The 26,664-nt window shown below is 70.5% G+C and carries 26 protein-coding genes; 12 read left to right on the forward strand and 14 right to left on the reverse strand.

The features are described from left to right. Window positions 1–317 precede the first annotated feature (317 nt). On the reverse strand, window positions 318–875 hold the full coding sequence (locus KYX17_RS10690; protein ID WP_155048598.1) for a GNAT family N-acetyltransferase: 558 nt from the start codon (window positions 873–875) through the stop codon (window positions 318–320). Continuing rightward, the gene (locus KYX17_RS10695) at window positions 875–1,216 is read right to left on the reverse strand and encodes a helix-turn-helix transcriptional regulator (protein WP_155048599.1); all 342 of its coding nucleotides are present in this window, start codon (window positions 1,214–1,216) and stop codon (window positions 875–877) included. Before KYX17_RS10695 ends, KYX17_RS10690 begins: the two co-directional genes overlap by 1 nt. 83 nt (window positions 1,217–1,299) lie before the next feature. On the opposite strand from KYX17_RS10695, the gene KYX17_RS10700 reads away from it, so the two are divergent. Next, complete coding sequence (locus KYX17_RS10700) at window positions 1,300–2,634, forward strand: NAD(P)-binding domain-containing protein (protein WP_243226965.1); 1,335 nt, start codon at window positions 1,300–1,302, stop codon at window positions 2,632–2,634. Window positions 2,635–2,698: 64 nt separating this feature from the next. On the opposite strand, the gene KYX17_RS10705 is transcribed toward KYX17_RS10700, so the two are convergent. From KYX17_RS10705 to KYX17_RS10740, 8 genes are all read right to left on the reverse strand, one after another. Then, a complete protein-coding gene (locus tag KYX17_RS10705) occupies window positions 2,699–3,103 on the reverse strand; it encodes an arsenate reductase ArsC (RefSeq protein WP_155048601.1) in 405 nt (134 codons plus the stop codon). A 15-nt stretch (window positions 3,104–3,118) separates the two neighbouring features. Beyond that, a complete protein-coding gene (locus tag KYX17_RS10710) occupies window positions 3,119–4,123 on the reverse strand; it encodes a metalloregulator ArsR/SmtB family transcription factor (protein WP_243226966.1) in 1,005 nt (334 codons plus the stop codon). After that, complete coding sequence (gene arsB / locus KYX17_RS10715; RefSeq protein WP_155048603.1) at window positions 4,120–5,208, reverse strand: ACR3 family arsenite efflux transporter; 1,089 nt, start codon at window positions 5,206–5,208, stop codon at window positions 4,120–4,122. Before arsB ends, KYX17_RS10710 begins: the two co-directional genes overlap by 4 nt. Beyond that, window positions 5,205–5,531, reverse strand: coding sequence for a thioredoxin (gene trxA, locus KYX17_RS10720; RefSeq protein WP_243226967.1), 327 nt, complete (start codon window positions 5,529–5,531; stop codon window positions 5,205–5,207). The genes arsB and trxA overlap by 4 nt, the downstream gene beginning before the upstream one ends. Next, entirely contained in the window at window positions 5,528–6,502 is a 975-nt protein-coding gene (gene trxB / locus KYX17_RS10725; protein WP_155048605.1) for a thioredoxin-disulfide reductase, read from the reverse strand. The genes trxA and trxB overlap by 4 nt, the downstream gene beginning before the upstream one ends. Before the next feature lie 366 nt (window positions 6,503–6,868). Next, window positions 6,869–7,462 (reverse strand): GNAT family N-acetyltransferase, encoded by a 594-nt coding sequence (locus KYX17_RS10730; protein WP_243226968.1) that lies wholly within the window; start codon window positions 7,460–7,462, stop codon window positions 6,869–6,871. Next, the gene (locus tag KYX17_RS10735) at window positions 7,459–9,132 is read right to left on the reverse strand and encodes a phospho-sugar mutase (protein WP_243226969.1); all 1,674 of its coding nucleotides are present in this window, start codon (window positions 9,130–9,132) and stop codon (window positions 7,459–7,461) included. The genes KYX17_RS10730 and KYX17_RS10735 overlap by 4 nt, the downstream gene beginning before the upstream one ends. After that, window positions 9,129–9,962, reverse strand: coding sequence for a purine-nucleoside phosphorylase (locus KYX17_RS10740; RefSeq protein ID WP_243226970.1), 834 nt, complete (start codon window positions 9,960–9,962; stop codon window positions 9,129–9,131). Before KYX17_RS10740 ends, KYX17_RS10735 begins: the two co-directional genes overlap by 4 nt. Before the next feature lie 89 nt (window positions 9,963–10,051). Here KYX17_RS10740 and KYX17_RS10745 point away from each other — a divergent pair, with 89 nt between their 5' ends. Continuing rightward, on the forward strand, window positions 10,052–11,512 hold the full coding sequence (locus KYX17_RS10745; protein WP_374208936.1) for an NAD(P)H-quinone dehydrogenase: 1,461 nt from the start codon (window positions 10,052–10,054) through the stop codon (window positions 11,510–11,512). Between the two features lie 247 nt (window positions 11,513–11,759). Here the strand turns inward: KYX17_RS10745 and KYX17_RS10750 are convergent, their stop codons facing one another. After that, window positions 11,760–13,526 carry a biotin carboxylase N-terminal domain-containing protein gene (locus KYX17_RS10750; protein ID WP_243226971.1) on the reverse strand — a complete coding sequence of 589 codons (1,767 nt, stop codon included), beginning with the start codon at window positions 13,524–13,526 and terminating at the stop codon, window positions 11,760–11,762. Window positions 13,527–13,625: 99 nt separating this feature from the next. After that, window positions 13,626–14,279 carry a nucleoside triphosphate pyrophosphatase gene (locus KYX17_RS10755; protein ID WP_243226972.1) on the reverse strand — a complete coding sequence of 218 codons (654 nt, stop codon included), beginning with the start codon at window positions 14,277–14,279 and terminating at the stop codon, window positions 13,626–13,628. A 77-nt stretch (window positions 14,280–14,356) separates the two neighbouring features. Here KYX17_RS10755 and KYX17_RS10760 point away from each other — a divergent pair, with 77 nt between their 5' ends. Genes KYX17_RS10760 through KYX17_RS10775 form a run of 4 tightly spaced genes read left to right on the forward strand, consistent with a single transcriptional unit; the run spans window position 14,357 to window position 18,575 of the window. Next, on the forward strand, window positions 14,357–15,637 hold the full coding sequence (locus tag KYX17_RS10760) for a class I SAM-dependent RNA methyltransferase (RefSeq protein ID WP_243226973.1): 1,281 nt from the start codon (window positions 14,357–14,359) through the stop codon (window positions 15,635–15,637). Between the two features lie 4 nt (window positions 15,638–15,641). Next, on the forward strand, window positions 15,642–16,304 hold the full coding sequence (locus KYX17_RS10765; RefSeq protein WP_243226974.1) for a response regulator transcription factor: 663 nt from the start codon (window positions 15,642–15,644) through the stop codon (window positions 16,302–16,304). Beyond that, window positions 16,294–17,532: a sensor histidine kinase gene (locus tag KYX17_RS10770; RefSeq protein WP_243226975.1), complete on the forward strand. Its 1,239-nt coding sequence runs from the start codon at window positions 16,294–16,296 to the stop codon at window positions 17,530–17,532. Before KYX17_RS10765 ends, KYX17_RS10770 begins: the two co-directional genes overlap by 11 nt. Then, on the forward strand, window positions 17,529–18,575 hold the full coding sequence (locus KYX17_RS10775) for a hypothetical protein (RefSeq protein ID WP_243226976.1): 1,047 nt from the start codon (window positions 17,529–17,531) through the stop codon (window positions 18,573–18,575). Before KYX17_RS10770 ends, KYX17_RS10775 begins: the two co-directional genes overlap by 4 nt. A 262-nt stretch (window positions 18,576–18,837) precedes the next feature. On the opposite strand, the gene KYX17_RS10780 is transcribed toward KYX17_RS10775, so the two are convergent. Continuing rightward, window positions 18,838–19,065 (reverse strand): acyl-CoA carboxylase subunit epsilon, encoded by a 228-nt coding sequence (locus tag KYX17_RS10780; protein WP_243226977.1) that lies wholly within the window; start codon window positions 19,063–19,065, stop codon window positions 18,838–18,840. Next, on the reverse strand, window positions 19,062–20,651 hold the full coding sequence (locus KYX17_RS10785) for an acyl-CoA carboxylase subunit beta (protein WP_374208937.1): 1,590 nt from the start codon (window positions 20,649–20,651) through the stop codon (window positions 19,062–19,064). The genes KYX17_RS10780 and KYX17_RS10785 overlap by 4 nt, the downstream gene beginning before the upstream one ends. A gap of 159 nt (window positions 20,652–20,810) precedes the next feature. Between KYX17_RS10785 and KYX17_RS10790 the strand changes: the two genes are divergently transcribed. From KYX17_RS10790 to KYX17_RS10815, 6 genes are all read left to right on the forward strand, one after another. After that, a complete protein-coding gene (locus tag KYX17_RS10790; protein ID WP_243226979.1) occupies window positions 20,811–21,605 on the forward strand; it encodes a biotin--[acetyl-CoA-carboxylase] ligase in 795 nt (264 codons plus the stop codon). Window positions 21,606–21,676: 71 nt separating this feature from the next. Continuing rightward, on the forward strand, window positions 21,677–22,234 hold the full coding sequence (locus tag KYX17_RS10795) for a PH domain-containing protein (RefSeq protein ID WP_243226980.1): 558 nt from the start codon (window positions 21,677–21,679) through the stop codon (window positions 22,232–22,234). A 74-nt stretch (window positions 22,235–22,308) separates the two neighbouring features. Continuing rightward, window positions 22,309–23,445: a 5-(carboxyamino)imidazole ribonucleotide synthase gene (locus KYX17_RS10800; protein WP_243226981.1), complete on the forward strand. Its 1,137-nt coding sequence runs from the start codon at window positions 22,309–22,311 to the stop codon at window positions 23,443–23,445. Window positions 23,446–23,553: 108 nt separating this feature from the next. After that, on the forward strand, window positions 23,554–24,021 hold the full coding sequence (gene purE / locus KYX17_RS10805) for a 5-(carboxyamino)imidazole ribonucleotide mutase (protein ID WP_243227294.1): 468 nt from the start codon (window positions 23,554–23,556) through the stop codon (window positions 24,019–24,021). Continuing rightward, entirely contained in the window at window positions 24,018–25,493 is a 1,476-nt protein-coding gene (locus KYX17_RS10810) for an LCP family protein (protein WP_243226982.1), read from the forward strand. The genes purE and KYX17_RS10810 overlap by 4 nt, the downstream gene beginning before the upstream one ends. A gap of 60 nt (window positions 25,494–25,553) precedes the next feature. Continuing rightward, the gene (locus tag KYX17_RS10815) at window positions 25,554–26,660 is read left to right on the forward strand and encodes a glycosyltransferase (protein WP_243226983.1); all 1,107 of its coding nucleotides are present in this window, start codon (window positions 25,554–25,556) and stop codon (window positions 26,658–26,660) included. Window positions 26,661–26,664 lie beyond the last annotated feature (4 nt).

Here is a 26,664-nt window from a genome sequence, read left to right on the forward strand (position 1 = left end):
CTCAACAACAGTCGGCGCTACCAGTATGATCTCGTCGGGTTGGAACCCGGACCAGTGATCCTGCTCGTCGACAACGACGACGGGGGCCTGCGAGTATCCGAGGTCCGTGGTGATCCACGGAACCCCGGGCTCCATCTCACACCCGGCCCGCTCAGTCGACGTCTCCGCGAACAGGGGCTTCGCTCAGGAAGCGCCCGGACCACGGCCTTGATCGATCTCACCCGTCGGATGCACCCGCGGATCGTCTCCGACCTGCTCGGCATCACCCCCGCCTCCGCAGCCGCATGGTCGCGTCTCGCCAGCGGCGATTGGACGGACTATCCAGGGCTCCGCTCGGCCCCCGGCTTATGAACAGGTGCACCTACACTCGTCACGTCCGCGCGTCGTTCGAGCAGGATGGTGTCGCGCCACTGGCCTGCGAGCGGGCCGTGCTCCATGAGCGCTATCCGCTCGCGCCGGCCGACCTGGCGGAACCCCGCTCGCTCGTGGAGGCGGAGGCTGGCCGTGTTCTCGGGGAATACCGAGGACTGGATGGTCCAGATGCCCGTGTGCTCGGCGGCGCTGATCAGCCCCTCCAGCAGGAGACGCCCGACGCCTCTGCCCGACGACTGCGGCGCGACGTAGACGGAGTGCTCGACCACGCCGCGGTACACGGCGCGGGCGGAGACGGGGCCTGCGGCCGCCCAGCCGACGACCGTCGGTCCATCCGCCGCGACGAGCATGAGACCGGGCTGCTTGCCCGCTGCGAACACGTCCCAGGAGGGCGGCGGCTCGGATTCGAACGTCGCGTGGCCGGTCGCGATCCCGGCGCGGTAGATCTTCTCGACCGCGGGCCAGTCCGTCTCGACCATCGGCCGGAGCCCGACCGCTCCCATCAGCCCAGCAGCGCCTTCGCCGCATCGGCGAGCGTGCCGGTGGTAGGCCGGTAGTAGGCCCACTTCCCGCGCTGCTCCCTGGTGACCAGTTCCGCCTCGACGAGCAGCTTCATGTGGTGCGAGACGGTCGGCTGCGACAGGCCCACGGGGTCCGTGAGGTCGCAGACGCACATCTCGCCGGCGCTGCTGCCGACGATCATCGAGAGCAGCTTCACCCGCGTCGGGTCGCCGAGGGCCTTGAAGACCTTCGCGAGGTCGTGGGCCGTGCCGTCGTCCATCGCCTGGCCGGGGGCGCAGCACGCCCCAGCGGAAGAGGCGATGGTGGCGGGCAGTGCGTTCATGGCTCCATTCTGCCCGACGTATTGACATCTGTCGATATGAAGGACAGGATCGTTCCTGTCAACGCATCGAAGAACGTCAATGCATGGAGGTCGCAGTGAATCCTGTCGTCGTCATCGGGGCCGGTCCGCAGGGACTGGCCGCCGCCGCTCACCTGCTCGAGCGCGGGCTCGACCCGATCGTCCTGGAATCCGGCGACACGGCTGCCTCCGCGGTGGCCGAGTGGGGCCACGTCCGCCTGTTCTCTCCGTGGACCGAGCTCACCGACGCCGCGTCGCGACGCCTGCTGGAGCCCACCGGGTGGTCGGCCCCGACTCAGGGCTACCCGACCGGCGCGCAGTGGATCGATCAGTACCTCGCGCCCCTCGCCGACGCCCTCGGTGACCGCGTACGCTACGGAGCTCGCGTGGTCGGCGTCGGCCGCAAGGGCCGGGACCTCTCCGTCGACGCGGGCCGCGCCGAGCAGCCCTTCGTCGTCCACGTCGCGCGCGCCGACGGCACCGAGGAGCGGATCGAAGCGAGTGCCGTGATCGACGCTTCCGGCACCTGGCGGACACCCAGCCCCGCCGGCGCTGACGGTCTTCCCGCCCTCGGTGAGAGGGCAGCGGTCGAAGCTGGGCTCCTGGAGCACCGCATGCCCGCGATCGAGGACGCCAGCCCCCTGGCGGGCCAGCACGTCGTGGTGGTCGGCAACGGGCACTCCGCGGCGACGACGATCGGGGTCCTGTCCAGGGTGGCCAAGCGTGAGCCGGGGACGCGGATCACCTGGGTGCTGCGTCGCGGCGCGGTCGGCAACACCTTCGGCGGCGGCAGCGCCGACGAGCTGCCCGAGCGCGGCGCGCTGGGCCAGCGGGCGAAGAAGGCCGTCGAAGACGGGCTCGTCGATCTCGTGACCGGGTTCCGCTCCGAGCGGGTCGTCATCGACGGCGGCCAGGCGGCGCTCGTGGCAGAAGATGGCCGCCGGCTCGCACCTGCCGCTCGGGTGTTCGTCGCCACCGGGTTCCGCCCCGACCTGTCCTTCCTCTCCGAGATCCGTCTCGACCTCGACATGCGCCTGCAGGCACCGTCGAAGATCGCTGCGGAGGTCGATCCGAACGTGCACTCGTGCGGCTCCGTGCGGGCCACCGGCGCAGCCGACCTCGAGCAGCCCGAGCCGGGCTTCTACATCGTGGGCGCGAAGTCCTACGGCCGTGCGCCGACGTTCCTCGCCCTGACCGGGTTCGAGCAGGTGCGCAGCGTCGTCGCCGCGATCGCCGGGGACCGCGAGGCCGCCGAGCGCGTGGACCTCGTCCTCCCGGACACGGGCGTGTGCGGAGGCTCCGGCCTGTTCGACGCTCCCGACCAGGAGTCTTCCGCCGGGTCGTGCTGCGCGTCGAGCCCCCAGCTCATCCAGCTCGGCACGGCACCAGCTGGCCGCTGAATCGCGGACAACAGGAAGGGGCAGGAACCAGACGGTTCCTGCCCCTTCGCACGTGCGGTACTGCTCAGCCCAGGAGGTCGGCGAGAAGGGTCTCGACGCGGCCCTTGATCTCGTCGCGGATGGGACGAACCGCCTCGATGCCCTGCCCGGCGGGGTCGTCGAGCTTCCAGTCCTCATACCGCTTGCCCGGGAAGAACGGGCAGGCGTCGCCGCAGCCCATCGTGATCACGACATCGGAGTCTTGCACCGCTTCGGTGGTGAGCACTTTTGGCTGCTCCGCAGTGATGTCGATGCCCACCTCACGCATCGCCTCGACGGCGACGGGGTTGATCTGGTCAGCGGGCATGGATCCGGCGGAGCGGACCTCGACGCGGTCACCGGCGAGCTCGCGGAGCCAGCCGGCGGCCATCTGGGAGCGTCCGGCGTTGTGGACGCAGACGAAAAGGACGGAGGGCTTCTGGTCAGTCATGGCAGTTTCCTTCAGTCAGTCGGTGAGAGTAGCGAGGAGCTCGCGGACGCGGCCCTCGATGTCATCGCGGATCGCGGCGACGCCCTCGGGCGAGGCCAGCGCTGGGTCTCCGACGGCCCAGTCCTCGTAGCGGACCCCGGGGATGATCGGGCAGACGTCGCCGCAGCCCATCGTCACCACCACGTCCGCGGCGCGCACCGCGTCGTCGGTCAGCGGCTTCGGGAACGCATCCCCCGCTAGCTGTTCGCCTTCGATCTCGGTGAGCAGAGAGCGCAAGTGCGGGTGCACATCCGCCGCAGGCGTCGACCCGGCGGAGCGGGCGATGACCTTGCCCCCGGCGAGCTGGTTGACAATCGCGGCGGCAAGTTGCGAGCGGCCCGCGTTCTGCACGCAGACGAACAGTACCTGCGGCACCGCTGTCACCCGATCTCTGGTCAGATCGGCCAGGCGCTGCCGGGCGAACCGTTCGGTCAGCGGGATCATGTGCGCCGTCAGCTTCGCTGAACGCACCAGGCCCGCGTAGGACTCGCGCACGATCGCGACCACGAGATCACGGTTCAGCCCGGTCAGCTCGTCCGCGAGTTCCTCGGCGAGGCGGGTCACGCGGGTGTCCGTCTGCTGCAAGGCCTCGGCCCGTGCTGCGGTGTCTTCGGGCTCGTCCATGGCGGCTGCGGCGGGAGCGAACGCGTCAAGGAGAGCCGCGACGGCGCGCTGCTTGCCTGGCGCGATGCGGTAGTACACCCAGGTACCCCGCCGCTCGGACAGCAGCATCCCCGTCTCCTTCAGCACCTTCAGATGGTGGGAGACCGTCGGCTGCGACACCTCGGCGAGCTCGGCGAGGTCGCACACGCAGGACTCTCCGCGAGGGTCGATCGCGATCGCGGAGAGCATCCGCAGACGCAGCGGATCAGCGAGCGCCTTGAGCGCGCCGGCCACGGTGGTCGCGGCCTCGGTGCCGATGGCATGCGTCGCGGACGGCGCGCACGCCTCCGTGTTGGAGATGACGGCGGTATCGGTCATGACGTCCTCGATTCGACGGCGTAGGGGTCGGTGCGGAACCAGGCCCGGGCGGCCCAGAGCGAGACGTAGACGAGGCCCACGAGCACAGGCACCTCGATCAGGGGGCCGACGACTCCGGCGAGGGCCTGTCCGGAGGCCGCGCCGAAGGTGCCGATCGCGACCGCGATCGCTAGCTCGAAGTTGTTGCCCGCCGCGGTGAACGCGAGCGTCGTCGACCGTGCGTAGCCGAGGCCGAGGCCCTTGCCGAGCAGCAGCCCCGCGAACCACATCAGGCCGAAGTAGACCAGCAGCGGCAGCGCGATCCGCGCCACGTCGAGGGGCTTCGCCAGCACCGCATCGCCCTGCAGCGCGAACAGCAGCACGATCGTGAACAGCAGCCCGTACAGCGCCCATGGGCCGACCGCGGGCAGGAACTTCTCCTCGTACCAGGCGCGGCCATGGCGCTTCTCGCCGATCCATCGCGACGCGAAGCCCGCCACCAGCGGCACGCCGAGGAAGACGAGAACGTTCAGCGCGATCTGCCAGACGGAGACCTCCAGGCCCTGCGCGTCCAGGCCCAGCCAGCCGGGCAGCACCGTGAGATAGAACCAGCCCAGCACCGAGAACATCACGACCTGGAAGACCGAGTTGATCGCGACGAGCACCGCCGTCGCCTCGCGGTCGCCGCAGGCCAGATCGTTCCAGATCACGACCATCGCGATGCACCGCGCCAGCCCGACGATGATGAGCCCCGTACGGTACTCCGGCAGGTCCGGCAGGAACAACCAGGCCAGGGCGAACATCACGGCTGGGCCGGCCAGCCAGTTCAGCACCAGCGACGAGACCAGCAGTTTCTTGTCCCCGGTGACGGCGGCGACCTTGTCGTAGCGGACCTTCGCCAGGACCGGGTACATCATCACCAGCAGGCCCAGGCCGATGGGGATCGAGATCCCGCCGACCTCGAGCTTCGCCAACAGCCCCGAAAGAGCCGGCACGAAACGTCCGAGCAGCAGGCCCGCGACCATGGCGAGGCCGATCCACAGCGGCAGCCACTTGTCTAGGGTGGAGAGCCTCTTCGGGGCGGTACGGGTCAAAGCGTCGGTCATGCGAGCAGCTCCTCGATCTTCGCGAGGTAGACGGGCTTCGGGTGCGCGCCGATCAGCGTGTCGACGCGTTCCCCGTCCCGGTAGAAGCCGAGGGTCGGGATCGAGGTCACGCGGGCCGCGGCCACAGTCTCGGGATTCTGGTCGGCGTCGAGCTTCACGATCTTCACCCGGCCCGCGTGCTCGCCGGCGAGCTGGTCCAGGATCGGGGCGATCGCCTTGCACGGCCCGCACCAGGTCGCCCAGATATCGACCACGACGGGCAGCTCGGATTCGAGCACTTCAGCCTGGAAAGTGGCGTCGGTGACGGGGGTGACGGTGCTCATGCGGAGACCTCCAGGACGGGCTCGGGCAGGGTGGCGGGTGCGAGGTTCGACAGGTAGTGCTGGGCGTCCTGCGCGGCCGCGCAGCCGGTGCCCGCGGCGGTGATCGCCTGCCGGTACGTGTGATCGACGAGATCCCCGGCCGCGAACACCCCGGCCAGGTTCGTCCGCGTGGACGGGTGCGCGACACGAACGTAGCCGTCCGCGTCGGTGTCTACCTGGCCCGCGACGAGCTCGGAGCGAGGATCGTGCCCGATCGCGACGAACACCCCCGTCGCGTCGAGCGTGCGCTCGGCCCCGGTGACGGTGTCGCGCAGCACGAGCCCGGTGACCTGTTCGTCGCCGAGGATCGCGGCGACCTCGCTGTTCCAGGCGACCTCGATCTTCGGATCCTCCAGCACGCGCTGCGCCATGATCCTCGACGCCCGGAACTCGTCCCGGCGGTGCACTATGGTCACCTTCGACGCGAACCGAGTGAGGAACAGAGCCTCTTCCATCGCCGAGTCCCCGCCGCCGATCACGGAGATCTCCTTGTCGCGGAAGAAGAACCCGTCGCACGTCGCGCACCAAGACACTCCGTGCCCGGACAAGCGCTCCTCCTCAGGAAGGCCGAGCTTGCGATACGCGGATCCCATCGTCAGGACCACCGCCCGCGCCAGGTACGTCTCGCCAGCACCGGTCTCAACGGTCTTCACGTCGCCGTCGAGATCAAGGCGGATCGCGTCGTCGTAGACGATCTGCGCGCCGAACCGCTCGGCCTGCGCCCGCATCGACTCCATCAGCTCCGGCCCCTGCACGCCATCGACGAAGCCCGGGAAGTTCTCCACCTCGGTCGTCGTCATCAACGCACCGCCCGCCGTCACCGAGCCGGCGATCACGACCGGCGCGAGACCCGCACGTGCTGCGTAGACAGCCGCAGTGTATCCGGCGGGACCTGACCCGACGATGACCAGTTCCACCTCTTGATTCGACATGCATCTATATTGACATCTATCGAATCAATCCGCGAGTCCAAGCCGGCTTCGTCACCGAATGTTCACCCACCCCGCTCTGGCAGGGGCCCCCAATGCCCTCCGAGCGCGAACCTCTATATCGTCGACAAACCGTGCGCGAAAAGTGCACTCATCAACAATCGGACCTACCAGTAACACGGATGGGGTGCGGGCGCTGCGTGTCTCATTCGTGCACGTTGTACGCGCCCATCACGTGAACGGTTGAGACACGGACATCGCGACGAGCGGACGCGGCGACCAGGGGGCCGCGGCGACCAGGGGGCCGCGGCGACGAGGCGGATGCGGCGACGAGGGGCGCGGGGACGCGCGACGCGCGGATGCGGGGCGTCAGCGGTGGCGGAGACGGGCGGTCAGGGCGGCGCGGACCGTCGGCCACTCGCCGTCGATGATCGAGAAGACGACGGTGTCGCGGATCGTGCCGTCGGCCCACACCGTGTGGTTGCGCAGCACGCCGTCCTGCTTGGCGCCGAGCCGGGCGATCGCCGCGCGGGATTGATGGTTGTGCCAATGGGTGCGGAACTCGACCGCGCCGCATCCGAGCATGTCGAAGGCGCGCTCCAGCAACAGGAGCTTCGCGGCCGGGTTGATGCCGACACCCTGGGAGGCGCGCCCGATCCACGTCGAGCCGATCTCGAGCCGACGGTTGGCCTCGTCGAGGTTGAGGTAGGTCGTCATGCCCACGGCGCGGCCGTCTCGCGCGGAGACGATCGCCCACGGGGCGACGAGGCCCGCGCGCTGCCGTTCGAGGCGACTGTCGATCTCGTCCCGCATGCCGTCTGGCGAAGGGATGCGGGTGTACCAGGTGCGCCAGAGTTCGTCGACCGCGACGGCCGCCGCGAGGTCGTCCGCGTGCTGGGGTCCCAGCTGCTCGAGACGCACGTGGGCGTTCTCGAGCAGCGGGGCATCGGACCAGTCGCTCACGAACGGGCGTCCAGCAGCGCCCGCACTCCGTCGCTCAGAGCGGCGATGCGTTCGGCCGCATCCGTCGCCGAATCCGCGCGGACGTCGAGATACGCCTTCAGCTTGGGCTCCGTGCCCGAGGGGCGCACGATCACGCGCGAGCCGCCCTTCAGCGTGTAGCGAAGCACGTCGCTCGGCGGGAGCGTCTCGGAGCCCTCGCTGAGGTCCTCGACCCCCTTCACCTTCGCGTCGCCGATGCGCGACGGGGGATCCGCCCGCAGGCTCGCCATGATCGTGCCGATGATGGCGAGATCCTGCACCCGCACCGAGATCTGATCGCTCGCGAAGAACCCGAACGTCCGGTCGAACTCATCGAGCAGGTCCTGCAGCGTCTTGCCGGCAGCGCGGGCCTCGCTCGCGAGCTCCAGCGCCGCCACGGCGGCCGAGATGCCGTCCTTGTCGCGCACGGTCTCGGGGTTCACGAGGTATCCGAGCGCCTCCTCGAAACCGAAGATCAGGCCCGGTGCGCGCGAGATCCACTTGAAGCCGGTGAGGGTTGCGACGAAGCCCAGGCCGTAGTGCTCGGCGACGGTCTGCAATCCGGGGGAGGAGACGAGCGAGCAGGCGAGCGTTCCGGAGGCGCCGGCCTCGGCAGCCTTGCGCGCCGCACGCCAGCCGAGCAGCAGCCCGATCTGGTTGCCGGTCAGACGGCGCCAGCCGCCCTCGGCATTCGCGTCGGGCACCGCCACCGCGAGGCGGTCCGCGTCGGGATCATTGGCGATGATGAGCTCCGCATCCGCGTCCCGCGCCGTCTGGAAGGCGAGATCCATCGCGCCGGGCTCTTCCGGGTTCGGGAAGGCGACGGTCGGGAAGCGCCCGTCCGGCTCTGCCTGCGCGGCCACCTGAACGGGTTCGGGGTACCCGGCCGCGGCGACGATGCGACCCAGAGTCTCGCCGCCCACGCCGTGCATCGCGGTGTAGACCCAGCGCAACCCGTCGGCGCCGGCGGACGCGGGTCCGACGGCGGCCGTGGCCGAGACGTACGCCTCGACGACCTCCTCGGATGCGGTGAGGTATCCCAGCGAGCGGGGAATCTCGCTCGCTGGGACCTCCGTCGCGATGCGGGAGATCTGCGCCGCGATCTCGCCGTCGGCCGGTGGCACGATCTGAGACCCGTCGTCCGCCCCGCCGAGGTACACCTTGTAGCCGTTGTCGTTCGGCGGGTTGTGGCTCGCCGTGACCATGACGCCCGCATCCGCCTTCAGATGACGGACCGCGAACGCGAGGACCGGTGTCGGCAGGAGCCTCGGCAGGAGCACGGCGTCGAGCCCCGCCCCGGCGAAGATCTCCGCCGAGTCGCGTGCGAACACGTCGGAGTTGCGGCGTCCGTCGTAGCCCACCACCACGCGGGGCGTGTGACCGGCGGGCGCGTTCGCCGAAAGATAGGCGGCGAGTCCTGCAGCCGCCTGCGCGACGAGTACGCGGTTCATCCGATTGCTGCCCGCACCGAGCTCGCCGCGGAGCCCGGCGGTGCCGAACGCGAGGCGGGTGCCGAAGCGGTCGTCGAGATCGGCGAGAGCGGATGCGTCGCCCGCGTCCGCCGCCGCGAGGAGGTCGGTGAGTTCCTCGCGCGTCTCGGGATCGGGGTCCTGCGCGAGCCACGCGCGGGCGGCCTCCACGGCGGCGCTCACAGCTGGCCGATCACGCGGGCGAGGAGGTCGGAGATGACCGGCTCCGCCTCACGACCGGCCTCGATGACCTCGGCGTGGCTGAGCGGGGTGGGGGAGATGCCCGCGGCGAGGTTGGTGATGAGAGAAAAGCCCAGCACCTCCATCCCGGCCTGGCGGGCGGCGATCGCCTCGAGCGCGGTCGACATGCCGACGATGTGGCCGCCGATGATCTTGGCCATCTGAACCTCTGCCGGCGTCTCGTACTGCGGCCCGCGGAACTGGCAGTAGACGCCCTCGTCCAGGCTCGCATCGACGGTGCGCGCGAGATCACGCAGGCGCGTGGAGTAGAGGTCGGTGAGGTCGATGAAGGTCGCGCCCTCGAGCGGCGAGTCCGCGGTCAGGTTGATGTGGTCGCTGATGAGCACGGGCGTTCCCGGCTTCCAGTGCTCCTTGATGCCGCCGGCGCCGTTGGTGAGCACCATGGTGCGGGCGCCGGTCGCGGCCGCCGTGCGCACGCTGTGCACGACGCGGCGGGTCCCGTGGCCCTCGTAGTAGTGCGTGCGCGCACCGATGACCAGCACATGCTTGCCCGAGGGCGTCCGGACGCTCCGGAGCGTTCCGACGTGGCCCTCCAGCGCCGGCTTGCTGAAGCCCGTGACCTCCGGTGCATCGATCGTCGCGACGGTCTCACCGATGAGATCCGCGGCCTTGCCCCAGCCGCTACCGAGCGTGAGGGCGATGTCGTGCTGGGCGACGCCGGTGAGGCGTGCGATGTCGTCCGCGGCGCGGCGCGCGATCTCGAAGGGATCGGCTGCCGGGTCGTCGAGCGGGTTGAGGGGGGTCGTTGCCATGACCCCACCTTATGAACCCGAGGCCCCGCGGGCCACATCGACGCTCGTCGCATCCGCCGATTCGTCGGCGCGCACTGTCGCGGGAGAGAATGAGCCCCATGTCTGCGAGCTTCGAGAGCGCCCAGCGCGTCGCGATCATCGGTGGTGGCCCCGGCGGCTACGAGGCGGCGCTGGCGGCGGCCCAGCTGGGAGCGGAGGTGACGCTCGTGGAACGCGCCGGCGTGGGCGGCTCGGCGGTCATCACGGACGTCGTTCCCTCGAAGTCCCTCATCGCGACGGCGGATGCGGCCGTCGCCATCGCCGGGGCGAGCGATCTGGGCGTGCAGCTGTTCGCGAAGGACGGCACCGGAAAGCCCCTGCAGCCGCAGGTGGCCATCAATCTCGCCGCCGTGAACAAGCGGCTGCTCTCGCTCGCCCGTCAGCAGTCCGACGACATGCGCGCCTCGCTGGTGTCCGCCGGCGTCCGCATCATCTCGGGCCACGGCCGCCTCGACGGGCCCGGCGCCGTGGTCGCCTCCACCGGCCCCGGCGGCACGGACTTCGACCGGGTGGAGGCCGACACGCTCGTCGTCTCCGTCGGTGCCTCCCCGCGTCAGCTCGCCACGGCGAAGCCCGACGGCGAACGCATCCTCACGTGGACCCAGCTCTACGACATGAAGACCATCCCCGAGCACCTCATCGTGGTGGGCTCCGGCGTCACGGGTGCGGAGTTCGCCTCGGCTTACATGAACCTCGGCGCGAAGGTGACGCTCGTCTCCAGCCGTGACCAGGTTCTTCCCGGTGAGGATGCGGACGCCGCGGCGGTGCTCGAGAAGGTGTTCGCGCGCGGCGGCATGACGCTGCTGGCCAAGGCGCGTGCCGAGCGCGCCGAGAACACCGGTGACGGCGTCCGCGTGACGCTCGCCGACGGCAGGACGATCGAGGGCAGCCACTGTCTCATGGCCGTGGGGTCCATTCCGAACACGGCGGGCATCGGTCTCGAGGAGGCCGGTGTCGAGACGACGGAGTCCGGCCACATCCGCGTCAACCGCGTCGCACGCACCTCGGTGCCCAACATCTACGCGGCGGGGGACTGCACGACCTTCGTCCCGCTGGCCTCGGTGGCCGCGATGCAGGGGCGCACGGGCATTTTCCACGCGCTCGGAGACGTCGTCATCCCGCTCGAGCAGCGACGCATCGCCGCCAACATCTTCACCGCGCCCGAGATCGCGACGGTGGGCTGGCAGGAGAAGGACATCCGCGACGGCGCCATCAACGGCGTCGTGTGCAAGATGCCGCTCGCGGCCAACCCGCGGGCCAAGATGATGGGCATCAAGGACGGTTTCGTCAAGATCATCGCGCGCGAGGGCAGCGGAACGGTCATCGGCGGCACGATCGTCGGCCCGCGCGCATCCGATCTCATCTACCCGATCGCCATCGCTGTGGAGCGCCGTCTGACCGTCGACCAGGTGTCGCGCGTGTTCACCGTGTACCCGTCGCTCTCGGGCTCCGTGACCGACGCGATGCGCGCCATGCACGTGATCGAGCCAGCCACCGAAGACGAGGACTGATCCGGATGCGGCGCCCCGCCGCATCCTGAGGACCCACGCACGCGAGGCCGCGCTGCGCGCACGCGAGGCCGCGCTGCGCGCACGCGAGGCCGCGCTGCGCGCACGCGAGGCCGCGCTGCGCGCACGCGAGGCCGCGCCACTTCTGCGCACCCGCTACAGAAAATGACAGTCGCAACTGCGCAAAAGTGGCGCATCTGCGCACATGCGACGCAACTCGGGCACCCGGGCGGGCGGCGGCCCGCGCGGGTCAGTTGATGGTGAGGAGCTGGTGCCCCGCGGAGACCGTCGTGCCGGCCGCGGCGTTGATCGCCCCGACCACGCCATCCTTGTGAGCCTGGATGGGCTGCTCCATCTTCATCGCCTCGAGGACCACGACGAGGTCGCCCTTGACGACCTGCTGGCCCTCCGAGACGGCGACCTTGACGATCGTGGCCTGCATCGGCGCCTTGACAGCATCGCCCGAGGCGCCCGCATTGGCGGTCGTCTGGTGCGAGCGGCGCGAGGGCGGCACGGCCGCGGGGCGACCGGTCTGCGCGGGCGCGGCGGCGATCCGGTCGGGCAGGCTCACCTCGAGCCGCTTGCCACCGACCTCGACCACGACCGTGTGGCGCTGCTCGGGCTGTGCGATGTCGCTGAGCTCACCGTCCCACGCGGGGATCTCATTCACGTACTCGGTCTCGATCCAGCGCGTGTAGACGCCGAAGACGCCGTCTTCGGCGGTGAATGCCGGCTGGCGCACGACGTCGCGATGGAAGGGGATGACCGTGGGCAGGCCGGCGACCTCGAACTCGTCGAGGGCGCGACGGGCGCGGGCGAGCGCCTCCGCGCGGTCGCGGCCGGTCACGATGAGCTTCGCCAGGAGCGAGTCGAACGCGCCCGAGACGACATCGCCGGCGGTGACGCCCGAATCGAGACGGATGCCGGGGCCGCCGAAGGTCTTGAAGACCTTCACGGGGCCGGGCTGCGGCAGGAACCCGCGACCCGGGTCTTCCCCGTTGATGCGGAACTCGATCGAGTGGCCGATGGGCGCCGGGTCGTCGTAGCCGATCAGCTCGCCTTCGGCGATGCGGAACTGCTCGCGGACGAGGTCGATCCCGGTGACCTCCTCGGACACCGTGTGCTCCACCTGCAGGCGCGTGTTGACCTCGAGGAAGGAGATCGTCCCGTCTGCGCCGATGAGGAACTCGCAGGTGCCGGCACCGAGGTAGCCGACCTCGCGGAGGATGGCCTTGGAGGATTCGTAGAGGATGCGGTTCTGCTCCTCGGTCAGGAACGGCGCCGGCGCCTCCTCGACGAGCTTCTGGTGACGGCGCTGCAGCGAGCAGTCGCGCGTGGAGATTACGACGACGTTGCCGGCGGCATCCGCCAGGCACTGCGTCTCGACGTGGCGCGGCTTGTCGAGGTACTTCTCGACGAAGCACTCGCCGCGGCCGAAGGCGGTGATCGCCTCGCGGGTGGCGGACTCGAAGAGCTCCGCGACCTCGTCGAGTTCGCGCGCGACCTTGAGGCCTCGGCCGCCGCCGCCGTAAGCGGCCTTGATGGCGATGGGCAGTCCGTACTGCTGGGCGAAGGCGACGACCTCGTCGGCGCCCGAGACGGGCCCCGGCGTGCCGGGGGCCAGCGGTGCGCCGACCTTCTCGGCCACGTGGCGGGCGGTGACCTTGTCGCCGAGCGCCTCGATCGCGTCGGGCGACGGGCCGATCCAGGTGGCGCCGGCGCCGATCACCGCGCGGGCGAAGTCCGCGTTCTCGGCGAGGAAGCCGTAGCCGGGGTGCACGGCGTCGGCTCCGGCGCGCCGCAGGACCGAGAGGATCTTCTCGATCGACAGGTACGTCTCGGCGCCCGTGGTGCCCTCGAGCGCGTACGCCTCGTCGGCGAGACGCACGTGCAGCGCATCCCGATCCTGGTCGGCGTAGACCGCGACGGACGCGATTCCGGCGTCACGGGCGGCGCGGATGATGCGTACGGCGATCTCGCCGCGGTTCGCGATGAGGACCTTGGCGATGCGAGGCATGAGTGCCAGCCTAGCGAGAGCTCGCCGGGTCTTTTTGACCGAACTCCACAAGAACAAATAAATCTGTTCGGGAGAACCTACAACAGTCCCGACGCGGGTTCAGCCGCTGGAGGGTCCCCACAGATCGGTCCACACCACGCCGAGCTCGCGGCACAGGGCCCGCAGCGTGGACAACGACATTCCGACGACCGTCGACGGGTCGCCCTCGACGCGCGTGATGAAGGGGCCGCCGAGGCTGTCGACGGTGAAAGCGCCGGCGACGAGCAGCGGCTCGCCCGTCGCGACGTAGGCGGCGATCTCCGCATCCGTGACGTCCGCGGCGAAGCTCACCGACGCGGCGGCGACGGCGTGCGCCTCGACGGGCGCTGCGCCGGGGGTGAGCCGGATCACGCTGTGCCCGGAATGCAGCACACCCGTGCGGCCGCGCATGTCGCGCCACCGGGCCGTCGCGGCTTCCGGCGTGTAGGGCTTGCCGAGGATCTCGCCGGCGAGCTCGAACATCGAGTCGCCGCCGATCACGAGGCCGTCGAAGTCCTCCCCGTCCTCCTCGAGAGCCGCGACCACCGCCGCGGCCTTGCGCCGGGCGAGCAGCAGCACGTGCTCGGTGGGGGTGAGTGTGCGCCCTTCTGCGGCCTCGACGGCCGCGATCACCGCCTCCTCATCGACGTCGGGAGCAGCGGTACGCGGTTCGATGCCCGCCTGGCGCAGCAGCATGAGACGGGCGGGCGATGTCGAAGCCAGGAGCACGCGCATCCCTCCACGGTAGACGCTCGCCGCCCGCGGGCCCCGGAGGAGAGCGCTCCCGGGCGGGCGTGTGCGAAGCTCGAAGGATGGATGCCGGAACGCACCTCGAGCTCGAGATCACCGACGTCGCCCACGGCGGCGTCTTCGTCGGCCGGCACGGTGACGAGCGGCGTGTCGTGTTCGTGCCGGACACCCTGCCGGGGGAGCGCGTGCGGGTGCGCCTGACCGATACGTCCAAGAGATCCTTCTGGCGGGCGGAGGTCGTCGAGGTCCTCGACGCATCGCCGCACCGGCAGCCGCACGTCTGGGCGCAGGCCGATCTGTCGGTGCCCGCCGAGCACCGGCCCGGAGGTGCGGACTTCGGCCATATCGTCCTCCCGGAACAGCGGGCCCTCAAGCTCCGCGTTCTCGAGGATGCCCTGGCGCGCATCGGACGGCTGTCGCTTCCCGCCACGATGGAGCCGGCTCATCCGAGTGCGACCGGCGACGCCGAGAGCGGGGACGGCACGGGATGGCGCACGCGGGTGAGCCTGCACGTCGACGCGGAGGGGAACATCGGTCCCTTCGGCGCGCGCAGTCACCGCGTCGTCCCCGTTCGGGACCTGCCGTTGGCGACCGCGGCCATCGCGGAGGCGGCGGCGGGGCTGTCGGGTGCGCGGCCGGGGCGCGTGGATCTCGTCCAGCCGGCCGACGGCCGGGTGCGAGTGATCGCTCGACCCGAGACGCGCCCGCCGCGAGCGCCGCGCGCCGAGGTCGTCACCGAGCGGGTGGGCGAGCGCGCGTTCCGCGTGGATGCGGGCGGATTCTGGCAGGTGCACCGCCTGGCGGCGAGCACTCTGACGACGCTCGTGAGCGACGCGCTCCACGATGTCGGCGTCGACCCGGAGGGGTGGCACCTGGATCTGTACGGTGGCGTCGGGCTGCTCGCGGCGGCGATCGGGGATGTCGCAGGGCCCTCCGCGCGCATCACGAGCGTGGAGTCCAACGCGCGCGCGACCGAGCATGCGGGACACAACCTGGCGCAGTGGGTGGGGGCGAGGGCCGAGACCGCGCGCGTGGAGCGCTGGGTGGCCGAGCTCGCCGACAACGCGAGCATCGATCAGCGCGCGAGACTGGCGCGAGGCGTCGTCGTGCTCGACCCGCCCCGTTCGGGCGCAGGGAAAGACACCGCGCGCGCGATCGCCGGCCTCGAGCCGGCCGCCATCGTCTACGTCGCGTGCGACCCGGTGGCTCTCGCCCGAGACCTCGCGGAGTTCCGTATGCACGGGTACGAGGCTCAGACGGTGCGCGCTGTCGACCTGTTCCCGCACTCCCACCACGTCGAAGCGGTTGCGGCCCTTCGGCGAACGGACGCACGGCTAGCATGAGCGCATGACGCGCGTCGCCTTCATCGACGACCACGAGTCGGTGCGGCTCGGGGTGGAGGCCGCCTGTGCGCGGACCGGCACGACTGATGTCGTCTACTCGGGAGCATCCGTCACCTCCTACCTCGCGTGGCGTGCGGACGGCGGCGAGCAGGCGGATGTCGTGGTGCTGGATCTCACGCTCGGGGACGGCACCACGGTCACCGAGAACGTCACCCGGCTGACGGATGACGGCTCGGCGGTGATCATCTACAGCGTCGCCGATCGGCCCGCATCTGTGCGCGAAGCCCTGCTCGCGGGGGCTGCAGGCGTCATCAGCAAGGCCTCGCCGATCTCGGACGTCGTGGGAGCGATCGCGACGGTGGCCAGAGGGGACGTGCTGAACACCGTCGAGTGGGCCAGCGCGATCGAGGGAGACCGCGCCTTCGCCGACGCTCAGCTGTCGACGCGCGAACGCGAGGTGCTGAAGCTCTACGCCGCGGGACTCCCGCTGAAGATCGTGGCCGATCGGCTGGGCATCGCCTTCTCGACGGCGAAGGAGAACATCACGCGCATCCGCGTGAAGTACGTGGAGGTCGGCAGACCCGCCCCCACCAAGGTCGACTTGCTGCGGCGCGCGCTGGAGGACGGACTGCTCACGGAGCAGTCCGTGGGCGCCCATGACCGATAGCCGACCGTTACGCGTCCTCCGGGACGAGTTCGAGAACACCGGCATCCCCGGCATCGCCTCGTTCACGCGGGAGCGCGTCGAGCGCGTGATGGCCGTGTCGGTGGCGCTCGCGTTCGGGGCGCTCGGTGCGCAGGCGTTCTTCGCGGCCCTGGGCTCGCAGGACGTCCGGGACGGGTGGGGGCTCGCTCTCATGCTCGTGGTCTTCGTCCCCTTCGTGGTGATGGAGATCACGTTCTTCAGCGGTCGCTTCACGCTCTTCGGCGGCCGCTTCTTCGTCGTGGCCTACACGGTCGCCCTCGCCGTCTGGCCGTGGGCGACGGCCGGCTCCGAGACGGCGATCACGTATCAGCCGTGGATCTACTTCCTGGTGACCGTCGCCACGGTGGCGAGCGTCATCGTGTTCCCCCGGCCCGCGCACGTCGCGATCACCGTGCTCCTGCCCTTCGCCTACGGACTCGTCCGGATGATCGAGCTGCGCTTCGTGGCCGATGCGTGGATCGCGGTGTCGTTGGACACCTCGTTCTCCCTCATCCTGGGCAGCGTCCTGATGATGCTCGCGTGGACCTTTCGCACCGCGTCCTCGACGATCGACGAGCGGCGACTGCGTGCCGTGAGCTCGTACGCGCAAGCCGCCGCCGTGAACGCGACGGAACGCGAGCGTGTCGCGGTGGCCGCGCTCATGCACGACAGTGTGCTGGCGGCGCTGCTGGCCGCGGAGCGCGCTCGCACGCCTCGGGAGAGCGACCTTGCGGTGTCCATGGCACGCGAAGCGCTGACCCGGCTGGCCAACACCGACCGTGACGTGGGCGAAGGCAGCGATGCGCCCGTGCCGGCCGAGGCGATCGTGGCCGACATCCGCCGGACGATCGACGACGCGCAGTGCCCGGCCGAACTCGTCGTCGATCTCGACCCGGACACCCCTGAAGTGCCCGGTCGGGTCGCCCGCGCGCTGGCGCTCGCCGCAGCCCAAGCCATCTCCAACGCGGTGGAGCACGCCGCGGGCGCGGGGCTCGAGGTGCGCGTGAGCGGAAGCGCGGAACCCGGTCGCGTCGTCATCGTCGTCTCCGACCGCGGCCCCGGTTTCGACATCGACGAGGTGCCGGCCGATCGGCTCGGGATCCGCGCCTCCATCCTGGCTCGCGTGAGCGCGTTCGGCGGGAGTGCCGAGGTGGTCTCCTCCGAGGAAGGCACCCAAGTGACGATGACATGGCGGGCGGTGCGCCCGTGATCAGCATCCGGTTCGTCGTCATGATGCTCGGTGTCGCCTTCACCGGCTTCCTCGTCGCGCGTGCCTCCTGGATCACCGGTCCGGTCCGCGAGCCGCTGCTGCTGTGGACGGCGCTCATCCTCTTCCTCGTCGTGGCCTGGTTCTGCATCTTCTGGGGGATGACCTCGGGGCTGCGTACGCGCAGCCAGGAGATCACCGTCGCCCGGGGCAGCGACCGGCTGCCGATGTGGCTGTGCGTGGCGGCGCTCCTGGTCTCCATGGTGCTGCCGCCGCTCATCTCCGCGGCGATTCCGCCCGAGGCGCGCACGGAGCAGTACGCCACCTGGTACATCGGAGGACTCGGCGCGCTCATGACGATCCTCGTCATCCGCCGCCGGCCATGGGCCGCGTGGAGCGGCACCGCCGTGCTCGCGGGATGGTCGATGGTGCTCCTGGGACCGGTCCCCGCGCTCGGTCTCGGGCTGGTGGGTTCAGTGGTCTGGGTCACCGGAGCCCACTTCTTCACGTTCGCGCTGGACCGCGCGGCGCGCGACACCGAGAGGCTCGGCGAACTGCAGCGCACCGCATCGGCCGTGCAAGCGGCGCAGGGTTCCCAGCAGCGGGAGCGTCGCATCCAGGTGCAGCGCGCTCTGGCGGTCGCCGGTCCCGTCCTGGCGCGCACGATCGCGACGGGCGGTCGCCTCTCGGAGGACGAGCGCACCGATGCCCGCATCGCCGAAGGGCGGCTGCGCGATGAACTGCGAGGGCCGCGCCTGCTGGACGCCGACGTGCGCGCGGCGCTGGATGCGGCGCGCCGACGCGGTGCGATGGTCACCATGTTCGACGAGGGTGGCCTCGACGGGCTCGCCGAGGAGCAGTTGCACATCATCCGCGCCGAACTCGCGCAGACACTGCGCTCGGCGCGATCCGAACGTCTCTACATCCGCACGTCGCCCGATGATCGGGTGGCTGTCACCGTCGTCGGGCGCGCCTCCTCGACGCTCGGTCTGTCCGACGAGGACAGCGTCGATCTGTGGCGCGAGATCGAGCACCCGGCGAGCTGAGGTCCGTGATCCGGCAGCCGGCTGCGCACGCGCACCGGCAAAAGGAAAGGAGACGAGGGGCGGCGAGTCGCTCGCCCCTCGTCTCCGGGCGAGTGGTTACCCGAAAACCACCCGCAAGATCGAACCCGGTTGGTGCACCCTGACGGTCAACGGGCCGATCGAACGCGAAGATGCGTTCCAGCTCCTCCAGTATGCGAAAGCGGTGCGCGCAGTGTCTGTAGGTACTTTGGGGGACACCTGCGACGTGCCCCTGCGGCGCGGCTCAGCCGCTGAATCCGCCCCATCCGGCGTCGCGCCGCAGCGGCTGACGCAGCCCGCGCTGCGACAGCGACCACGCGGAGCGTCGGGCCGGCTCCGCGGCCACCGCACCCTGCTCCTCCTGCCGGTAGGCGGCGGCGACCACAGCGATCGCCGCGGCGAGCTCGACGTCGTCGGGGTTCCCCCTGCGCACCTCGATTCGCAGTGCGTCGCCGGGTTCCTCGAGGGTCATAGCGGGATGTTCCCGTGCTTCTTGGGCGGCAGGCTGGCACGCTTGCCGCGCAGGGAGCGCAGCGCCTTGGCGATCGCGACGCGGGTCTGAGCCGGTTCGATGATCCCGTCCAGCTCGCCGCGCTCCGCCGCGAGGAAGGGGGATGCCACGTTGTAGGTGTACTCGTTCGCGAGGCGCGTGCGCACCGCGGCGACATCCTCGCCGGCCTCCTCGGCCCGCTTGATCTCGCCCCGATAGAGGATGTTGACCGCTCCCTGCCCGCCCATGACGGCGATCTCCGCGGTGGGCCAGGCGAGGTTGACGTCGGCGCCGAGCTGCTTGGAGCCCATCACGATGTAGGCACCGCCGTAGGCCTTGCGCAGGATCACGGTGACGAGGGGGACCGTCGCCTCGGCGTATGCGTAGAGCAGCTTCGCGCCGCGGCGGATGACGCCCGTCCACTCCTGGTCGGTGCCGGGCAGATAGCCCGGGACATCCACGAGCGTGACGATCGGGATCGAGAACGCGTCGCAGAACCGCACGAAGCGGCTCGCCTTCTCGCCCGCATCGATGTTGAGCGTGCCCGCCATCTGCGAGGGCTGGTTGGCGATCACGCCGACCGTGCGGCCCTCGACGCGGCCGAAGCCGATCACGATGTTCGGCGCGAACAAGGGCTGGACCTCGAGGAACTCGCCGTCATCCACCACGTGCTCGATGACCTGGTGGATGTCGTAGGGCTGGTTCGGGGAGTCGGGGATGACCGTGTTGAGTGCGCGGTCGGCATCCGTCGTCTCGAACTCGAAGACGCCCTCGTAGCCCGGCACCTCCGACATGTTGTTGTCGGGGAGGAAGCCGATCAGGGTGCGGGCGTAGTCGATCGCGTCGTCCTCGTCGTCGGCGAGGTAGTGCGCCACTCCGGAGCGGGTGTTGTGCGTGAGGGCACCGCCCAGCTCCTCCATCCCGACGTCCTCGCCCGTGACGGTCTTGATGACGTCGGGGCCGGTGACGAACATCTGGCTCGTCTTGTCCACCATGATGACGAAGTCGGTGAGTGCGGGGGAGTACACGGCCCCACCGGCCGCAGGGCCCATGATGAGCGAGATCTGCGGGATCACGCCGGAGGCAGCGGTGTTCAGTCGGAAGATCTCGCCGTACTTGCCCAGCGCCACCACGCCCTCCTGGATGCGGGCGCCGCCCGAGTCCAGGATGCCGATGCAGGGGCAGCCCGCGCGCAGCGCGAACTCCATGATCTTGATGATCTTGTCGCCCGCCACCTCGCCGAGCGAGCCGCCGAAGGTGGAGAAATCCTGCGCGTACACGGCGACGGTGCGGCCGTGGATGGTGCCGGTGCCGATCACGACGGAGTCGCCGTACGGACGCGAGCGCTCCATCCCGAAGGCCGTCGTGCGGTGACGCACGTACTCGTCCATCTCCACGAAGCTGCCGTGATCGACGAGCAGCTCGATGCGCTCGCGCGCCGTGAGCTTGTCCTTCGCGTGCTGCTTGATCTGGGCGTTCTTCTCGGCGTCAACGACCGCTTCCTGGTAGCGCTGGCGCAGGTCGGCGATCTTGCCGGCGGTGGTCGAGAGGTCGGGGCTGTCCGTCACGCGTTCCACCCTATCGGCGCCGTCTCCGCTGGCGTTGGAGGGTGTCGACAGGTGTGTACCGCATCCGCTGTCGTCTGTCTCCGATGTCGGCGCCGTGAGCTGCGAGGCTCGGCTGTCAACGGGGGAGCGCCATCCGGGCCCGCGAGTAGGGTGAGGCGCATGCCGATCCCCGCCGATGGATACCCGCTCGCCGCCGCCGTCAGCCCCCGGGTGCAGGTCGTCGAGACGACCGACTCGACGAACGCGGATGTCGTCGCGGCCGTCCTGGCGGACGACGCCGGATGGCCGCACCTCTCCGTGTTGGTGACGACCGACCAGCGCCGGGGTCGCGGGCGGCTGGATCGTACCTGGGTGACACCGGCGGGCACGGCTCTCGCGGTCTCGGTCGTGGTGCGCGTGGGCGCTCTGCCGGTTCACGCGCGGGGATGGATCCCTCTCGTCGCGGGCGTCGCGATGACGCGCGCGATCGCCGCGCAGCTGCGTGGCATCCCGCAGGCGGTGGGGCTCAAATGGCCCAACGATGTGCTCGTGGAGGGGCAGAAGATCTGCGGCATCCTGGCGGAGGCGGTGCCCGGCGAGTTCGACGCGGTCGTGGTGGGTGCGGGGGTGAACACGCGGATGCCGCGGGTGGATCTGCCCGTGGCCACGGCGGTGTCTTTCGCCGCTCTGGGCCAGGAGGCCGATGAGGACCGTCTGCTGGCGGACTACCTGAAGGATCTCGACGAGTTGCTCTCGGCGCTCATCGCCGCGGACGGCGACGCCGTCGCGGCCGGCGTGCAGGCCGCCGTCGAGTCCACCTGCACGACTCTGGGCAGCGACGTCGCGGTGTCGCTTCCCGACGGCACCACGCTGGAAGGTCGCGCCGAGCGCATCGATGCCGAGGGGCGTCTGGTCGTATCCTCCGGCGGCGCAGAGGTGCCGGTGGCGGCGGGAGACGTCACGCACGTGCGCTGAGCGCCGCATCCGTCGCCTGGCGGCGGGCGTGTGAGCCGCGTCTACCCGGCGGTCCAGGGCACAATGGGAGCGTGACGCAGCCGACCGGATTCGGGGTCCGCCCGCCGACGCCCGCACCCGGTGTCGCGGCGCCGGAGCGTCGTATCGTGCGCACGCGGCGGCACGCCCGTCGGCTCTTCTGGTGCGCGCTCGTGCTCATCGGGGTCGCCGGAGCCGTCGGATACTTCCTGGGGAACCTCCCGGCGCCGTTCGAGGACTGGATGCTGCTGTCGGCAGCCGGACTCGTCGTCCTGGTTCTGGTCGTCATCCCCTATCTCGCCTGGCTCTCGCACACGTACACCGTCACGACCCGTCGCGTCATCGAGCGCTCGGGCGCGTTCGGTCGCCGCTCGCGCGAGCTCAGCCACGTCCGCGGCTATCGCATCACAGTGCGCCGGGGGCCCCTGCAGCGGCTCTGGCGCACCGGGACGTTGATCCTCGACGACGGGGTGGACGAGCCTCTGGTGATCCGCCGCATCCCGCAGGCGCAGTTGGTGCACGAGGTGCTCGTCGACCAGGTCGAGGTCAACCAGATCCTCGCCCACCGCGATGCGCAGCCGCTTCCCGCGCCGCCCGGTGCCCCTGCCTGATCGGCCGTCGTCCCCGCGGCGCCCGCGGTCGGCGCCGGCGTGAGGAAGAATGGTCAGCGTCCGGAAGGGGAATCATGGCGGTGCGCGTGGGAGTCGTGGGCGGCGGACAGCTCGCCCGGATGATGATCGCTCCGGCGGCGGAGCTCGGACTCGAGATCCGGGTGCTGGCCGAGTCCGAGGGGATGAGCGCGGCGCTCGCCGCGACGGCGGTGGGCGACTACCGCGACCTGGAGACGGTGCGCGCCTTCGCCCGCGATGTGGATGTGCTGACCTTCGATCACGAGCACGTGCCGCAGGACGTGCTGCGCGCTCTCGTCGCCGACGGCGTCGCCGTGCATCCTGGTCCCGATGCGCTGCGGTTCGCCCAGGACAAGCTCGAGATGCGCGAGCGACTGGCGCAGCTCGGCATGCCCCAGCCTGACTGGGCGCGCGTGGAGAATGCCGACCAGCTGCAGGAGTTCCTCGACGACCACGGTCATCGTGCGGTCGTGAAGACGCCGCGCGGCGGCTACGACGGCAAGGGCGTGCGTGTGGTGTCGGCGGCGACCGAGGCGCAGGACTGGTTCACCGCCCTGGCAGAAGACGCCCGTGGCGGAGCCCTCCTGGTCGAGGAGCTCGTCGACTTCCGCCGCGAGCTCGCGCAGCAGGTCGCGCGGCGGCCCTCCGGCGAGATCGTCGCGTACCCGGTGGTCGAGACCGTTCAGCGCGACGGCGTCTGCGCCGAGGTCGTGGCACCCGCGCCCGGTGCGCAGGGCCGACTGTCCGCGGAGGCCGAGCGCATCGGCCTCGCGATCGCGGAGGGCCTCGGTGTCACCGGCATGCTCGCGGTGGAGCTCTTCGAGACCACGGATGAGCGACTGCTCGTCAACGAGCTCGCGATGCGCCCGCACAACAGCGGTCATTGGAGCCAGGACGGTGCCGTCACGAGCCAGTTCGAGCAGCATCTGCGTGCCGTGCTCGATCTGCCGCTGGGCGCTGCACGCGTGCGTGCGCCGTGGTCGGTGATGATCAACATCCTGGGCGGGCCCGCCGAGGGGACGCTCGAGGACCGCTTCGACGCCGCCATGTCCGCGCATCCGGCTGCGAAGGTGCACACGTACGGCAAGGCACCCCGCCCGGGGCGCAAGGTCGGGCACGTGAACGTCGCCGGCGACGACCTCGACGACGTGGTCTACGAGGCGCGGGCCGCCGCCGCGCACTTCCTGGACTGACGGGTCCGACCTCGCGCGCCGTTGCGGTGATCTTCCAGTGACGCCGCCTAGCCTTGACGGGTGACCCGGCCGCTGCATTCTTCCGAGGCGCCCCTGGTCGGCGTCGTCATGGGCTCCGACTCGGATTGGCGTGTGATGAGCGAGGCTTCGGCCGCTCTCACCGAGTTCGAGATCCCGCACGAGGTCGAGGTCGTCTCGGCGCACCGCACGCCGCAGAAGCTGCACCGCTACGGCGTCGAGGCACGCTCGCGCGGGCTGCGGGTGATCATCGCCGGTGCCGGCGGCGCAGCGCACCTGCCCGGGATGCTCGCCTCCGTCACCGCGCTGCCCGTCGTGGGTGTCCCGGTTCCGCTCGCGACGTTGGACGGACTGGACTCGCTGCTCAGCATCGTCCAGATGCCGGCGGGGATCCCCGTCGCGACCGTCTCCATCGGCGGGGCGCGCAACGCCGGACTCCTCGCGGCGCGGATCCTGGGCGCATCGGACGAGGGCATCGCCGAGCGCGTGGAGGCGTACGCACGTGAGCTCGAGCGGATCGTCGAGCAGAAGAACCAGCGGCTGAAGGATTCGTTGTGAGTGCGGTGAGCCCGCCTCGCCCCGGGCGACGGCAGGCGGCTCCGCCGGTGGTGAACCCGTACCCGCTCCGCTACCCAGACAGCTCGTCGCGCGCCGTGATGACGCGTCGCGCGTGGTGGCTCGTGGTGCTGAACTTCCTGGTGCCGGGCTCCGCTCAGGTGCTGGCGGGCAACCGTCGGCTCGGACGGTTCGGCCTCGGCGCCACGCTGCTGCTGTGGGCGCTCGCCGTCATCTGCGCGGCGATCGCGCTGGTCGATGTCGGTACCTTCGTCGATCTGGCCACGGGTGCCTGGGTTCCAGGGTGGCTCGCTCTGCTGCGCCCTGTGCCCATGCTGATCGTGCAGGGGATCCTGTTCCTCTACGCGGGGCTGTGGATCATCCTGACCATCGACACGCTCCGTCTGGTCCGACTCGTGAAAGTCCAGCCCTGGGCGCGAATTGCAACCTCGATCGTCGCCATCGGGGCGCTCGTGCTCGCGAGCTCGGGAGCGGTCTGGGCGTCGAACTCGGTCGGTGCCGCACGCGACGCGCTCGGCGCCGTCTTCACGCAGACCGGGCCCGCCGTGGAACCCGTCGACGGGTACTACAACATCCTCCTGCTCGGTGCCGACAGCGGGGAAGGCCGCGACTCCATGCGTTTCGATAGCATCTCGGTCGTCTCGATCAATGCGGAGACCGGCGCGACGACGATCTTCGGAATCCCGCGCGACATGCCGAACTTCCCGTTCGCTCCCGGGCCGATGCAGGACAAGTACCCCAACGGCCACGAATCGCACCCCAGCGCCACCTGCGGGTGGGGCAGCGGTATCAACCAGCTGCGTACGGAGGTCGAGGTCTGCCAGGACGGCGACTCGATCTATCCGGATGCGGTCGCCAACGGCTCCGAGCCGGGGGTCGAGGCGACGAAGGACGCCGCCGAGGGCATCCTCGGCATCCAGATCCCCTTCTACGCGTTCATCGACATGGATGGTTTCGCCGCTCTGATCGATGCGCTGGGCGGTATCGACATCACCGTCAGCGAGCGACTGCCCAAGGGCGGCGGGCCCGCCTACGAGGGTCAGAGTGCCGAGGAGTGGGCGATCGGGTGGATCGAGCCCGGCGAGCAGCACATGGATGGCGACACCGCCCAGTGGTACGCCCGTTCGCGCTACACGACGAACGACTGGGACCGGATGCTGCGCCAGCGTCAGCTGCAGGAGGCGATCCTCGCGCAGTTCACGCCGGGCAACGTGCTCAGCCGGTTCCAGGACGTCGCCGCAGCGGGCACGCACCTCGTCAAGACGGACATCCCGCAGACCATGCTCGGGTACTTCGTGGAGCTCGCCATTAAGGCGAAGGAACAACCCGTTACCTCGATCGAGCTGACGCCTCAGGGCGGTATCGACGATCGCCATCCCGACTACGACAAGGTGCATCAGCTCGTGCAGCAAGCCCTGTATCCGCCGACGCCCTCCCCGACTCGGGAGGGCTGACAGCGTACCGACGCGGCGTCCTCCCAGAAGCGGGCGTGAACGGATGGGTAGTCTCGAAGGATGACCGTCACGCTCCGCCTCGTGCTCGATCAGCTGATCGATGTCGTCGATCCGGACGCCGCCGAGGCCGCGCGCGAGATCGCTGCCGCTCTCGTGGCGACCGCGCCGCGCGGATGCGCGGTCGGCGCGATCGTGCCGGCCGGCGCGGAGAGCGCTGCGGCCGAGATCGCCGGACTGGCAGACGTCTGGCGCGCGCCTCTGGCGCGACCCGCATTGAGCGCGTCGTGGCAGCTCGGCATCACACCGGGGATCGGCGGAGGGCTCATCCATGCGCCGGGTCTGCTCGCGCCGTTGGTGCGCCACGATCGCGTCAACGACAACGACCAGACCGTCGTGACGCTGTGGGAGCTGTGCGCCTGGGAGATCCCCGGCGATCTTCCCCGCGCCGCCGTCGCCTCCCAGCGTGCGCTGCTGCGCCGCGCAGAGAAGTTCGCAGACGCCGTCGTCGTTCCCACCCATGCACTCGCCGCCAAGCTCGCCGAGATTGCGCCGCGGCTGGCGGGACGTGTGCGGGTCATCCCGGGGGCGGCGCCCCGCGGGTTCACCGTGCCCTCGGATGCGGTCGGCCGGCGCCGTGAACTCGGCGTCGGGGAGGAGGTCATCGTCGTCGCCGGGTCCCGGTGCGACGACGCCGCCTTCGCTACCGCGTTCTCTGCGATCGGCTCGCACGGCTGCGATCAAGGTGTCGTGGTGATGGACGCGCTTCCCGGGTCGGAGCAGCGGGTTCTCGACCTCGCCGCAGCCGCCGGGCTCGCAGCCGAGCGCGTCCGCGTGCACACGCACCTCGACGCGCCCGACCGGGCGTCCGTGTTCGACGTCGCGACGGCGGTGATCGCGCCCTCGGCGCTCAGCGCCTTCCCGTGGCGAGCGGTCGAGGCGCTGACGCTCGGCGTGCCTCTCGTGGCGATGGCCTCGGACGTTCACGAGGAGGTGCTCCTCGACGGTGCGCTGATCGCCCCGGTCGAATCCTTCTCGGACGCGCTCGGGCAGGTGCTCGCCTCAGAGGAGAGCAGAAAGCGGTACGCGGTGCGCGCCGCCGATCGTGGTCGTGCCTTCTCCTGGCGCGACCACGCCGAGCGCGTCTGGGCCCTGCATTCGGAGCTGTAGCGCC

This window comes from Microbacterium sp. CIAB417 (genome assembly GCF_022788845.1).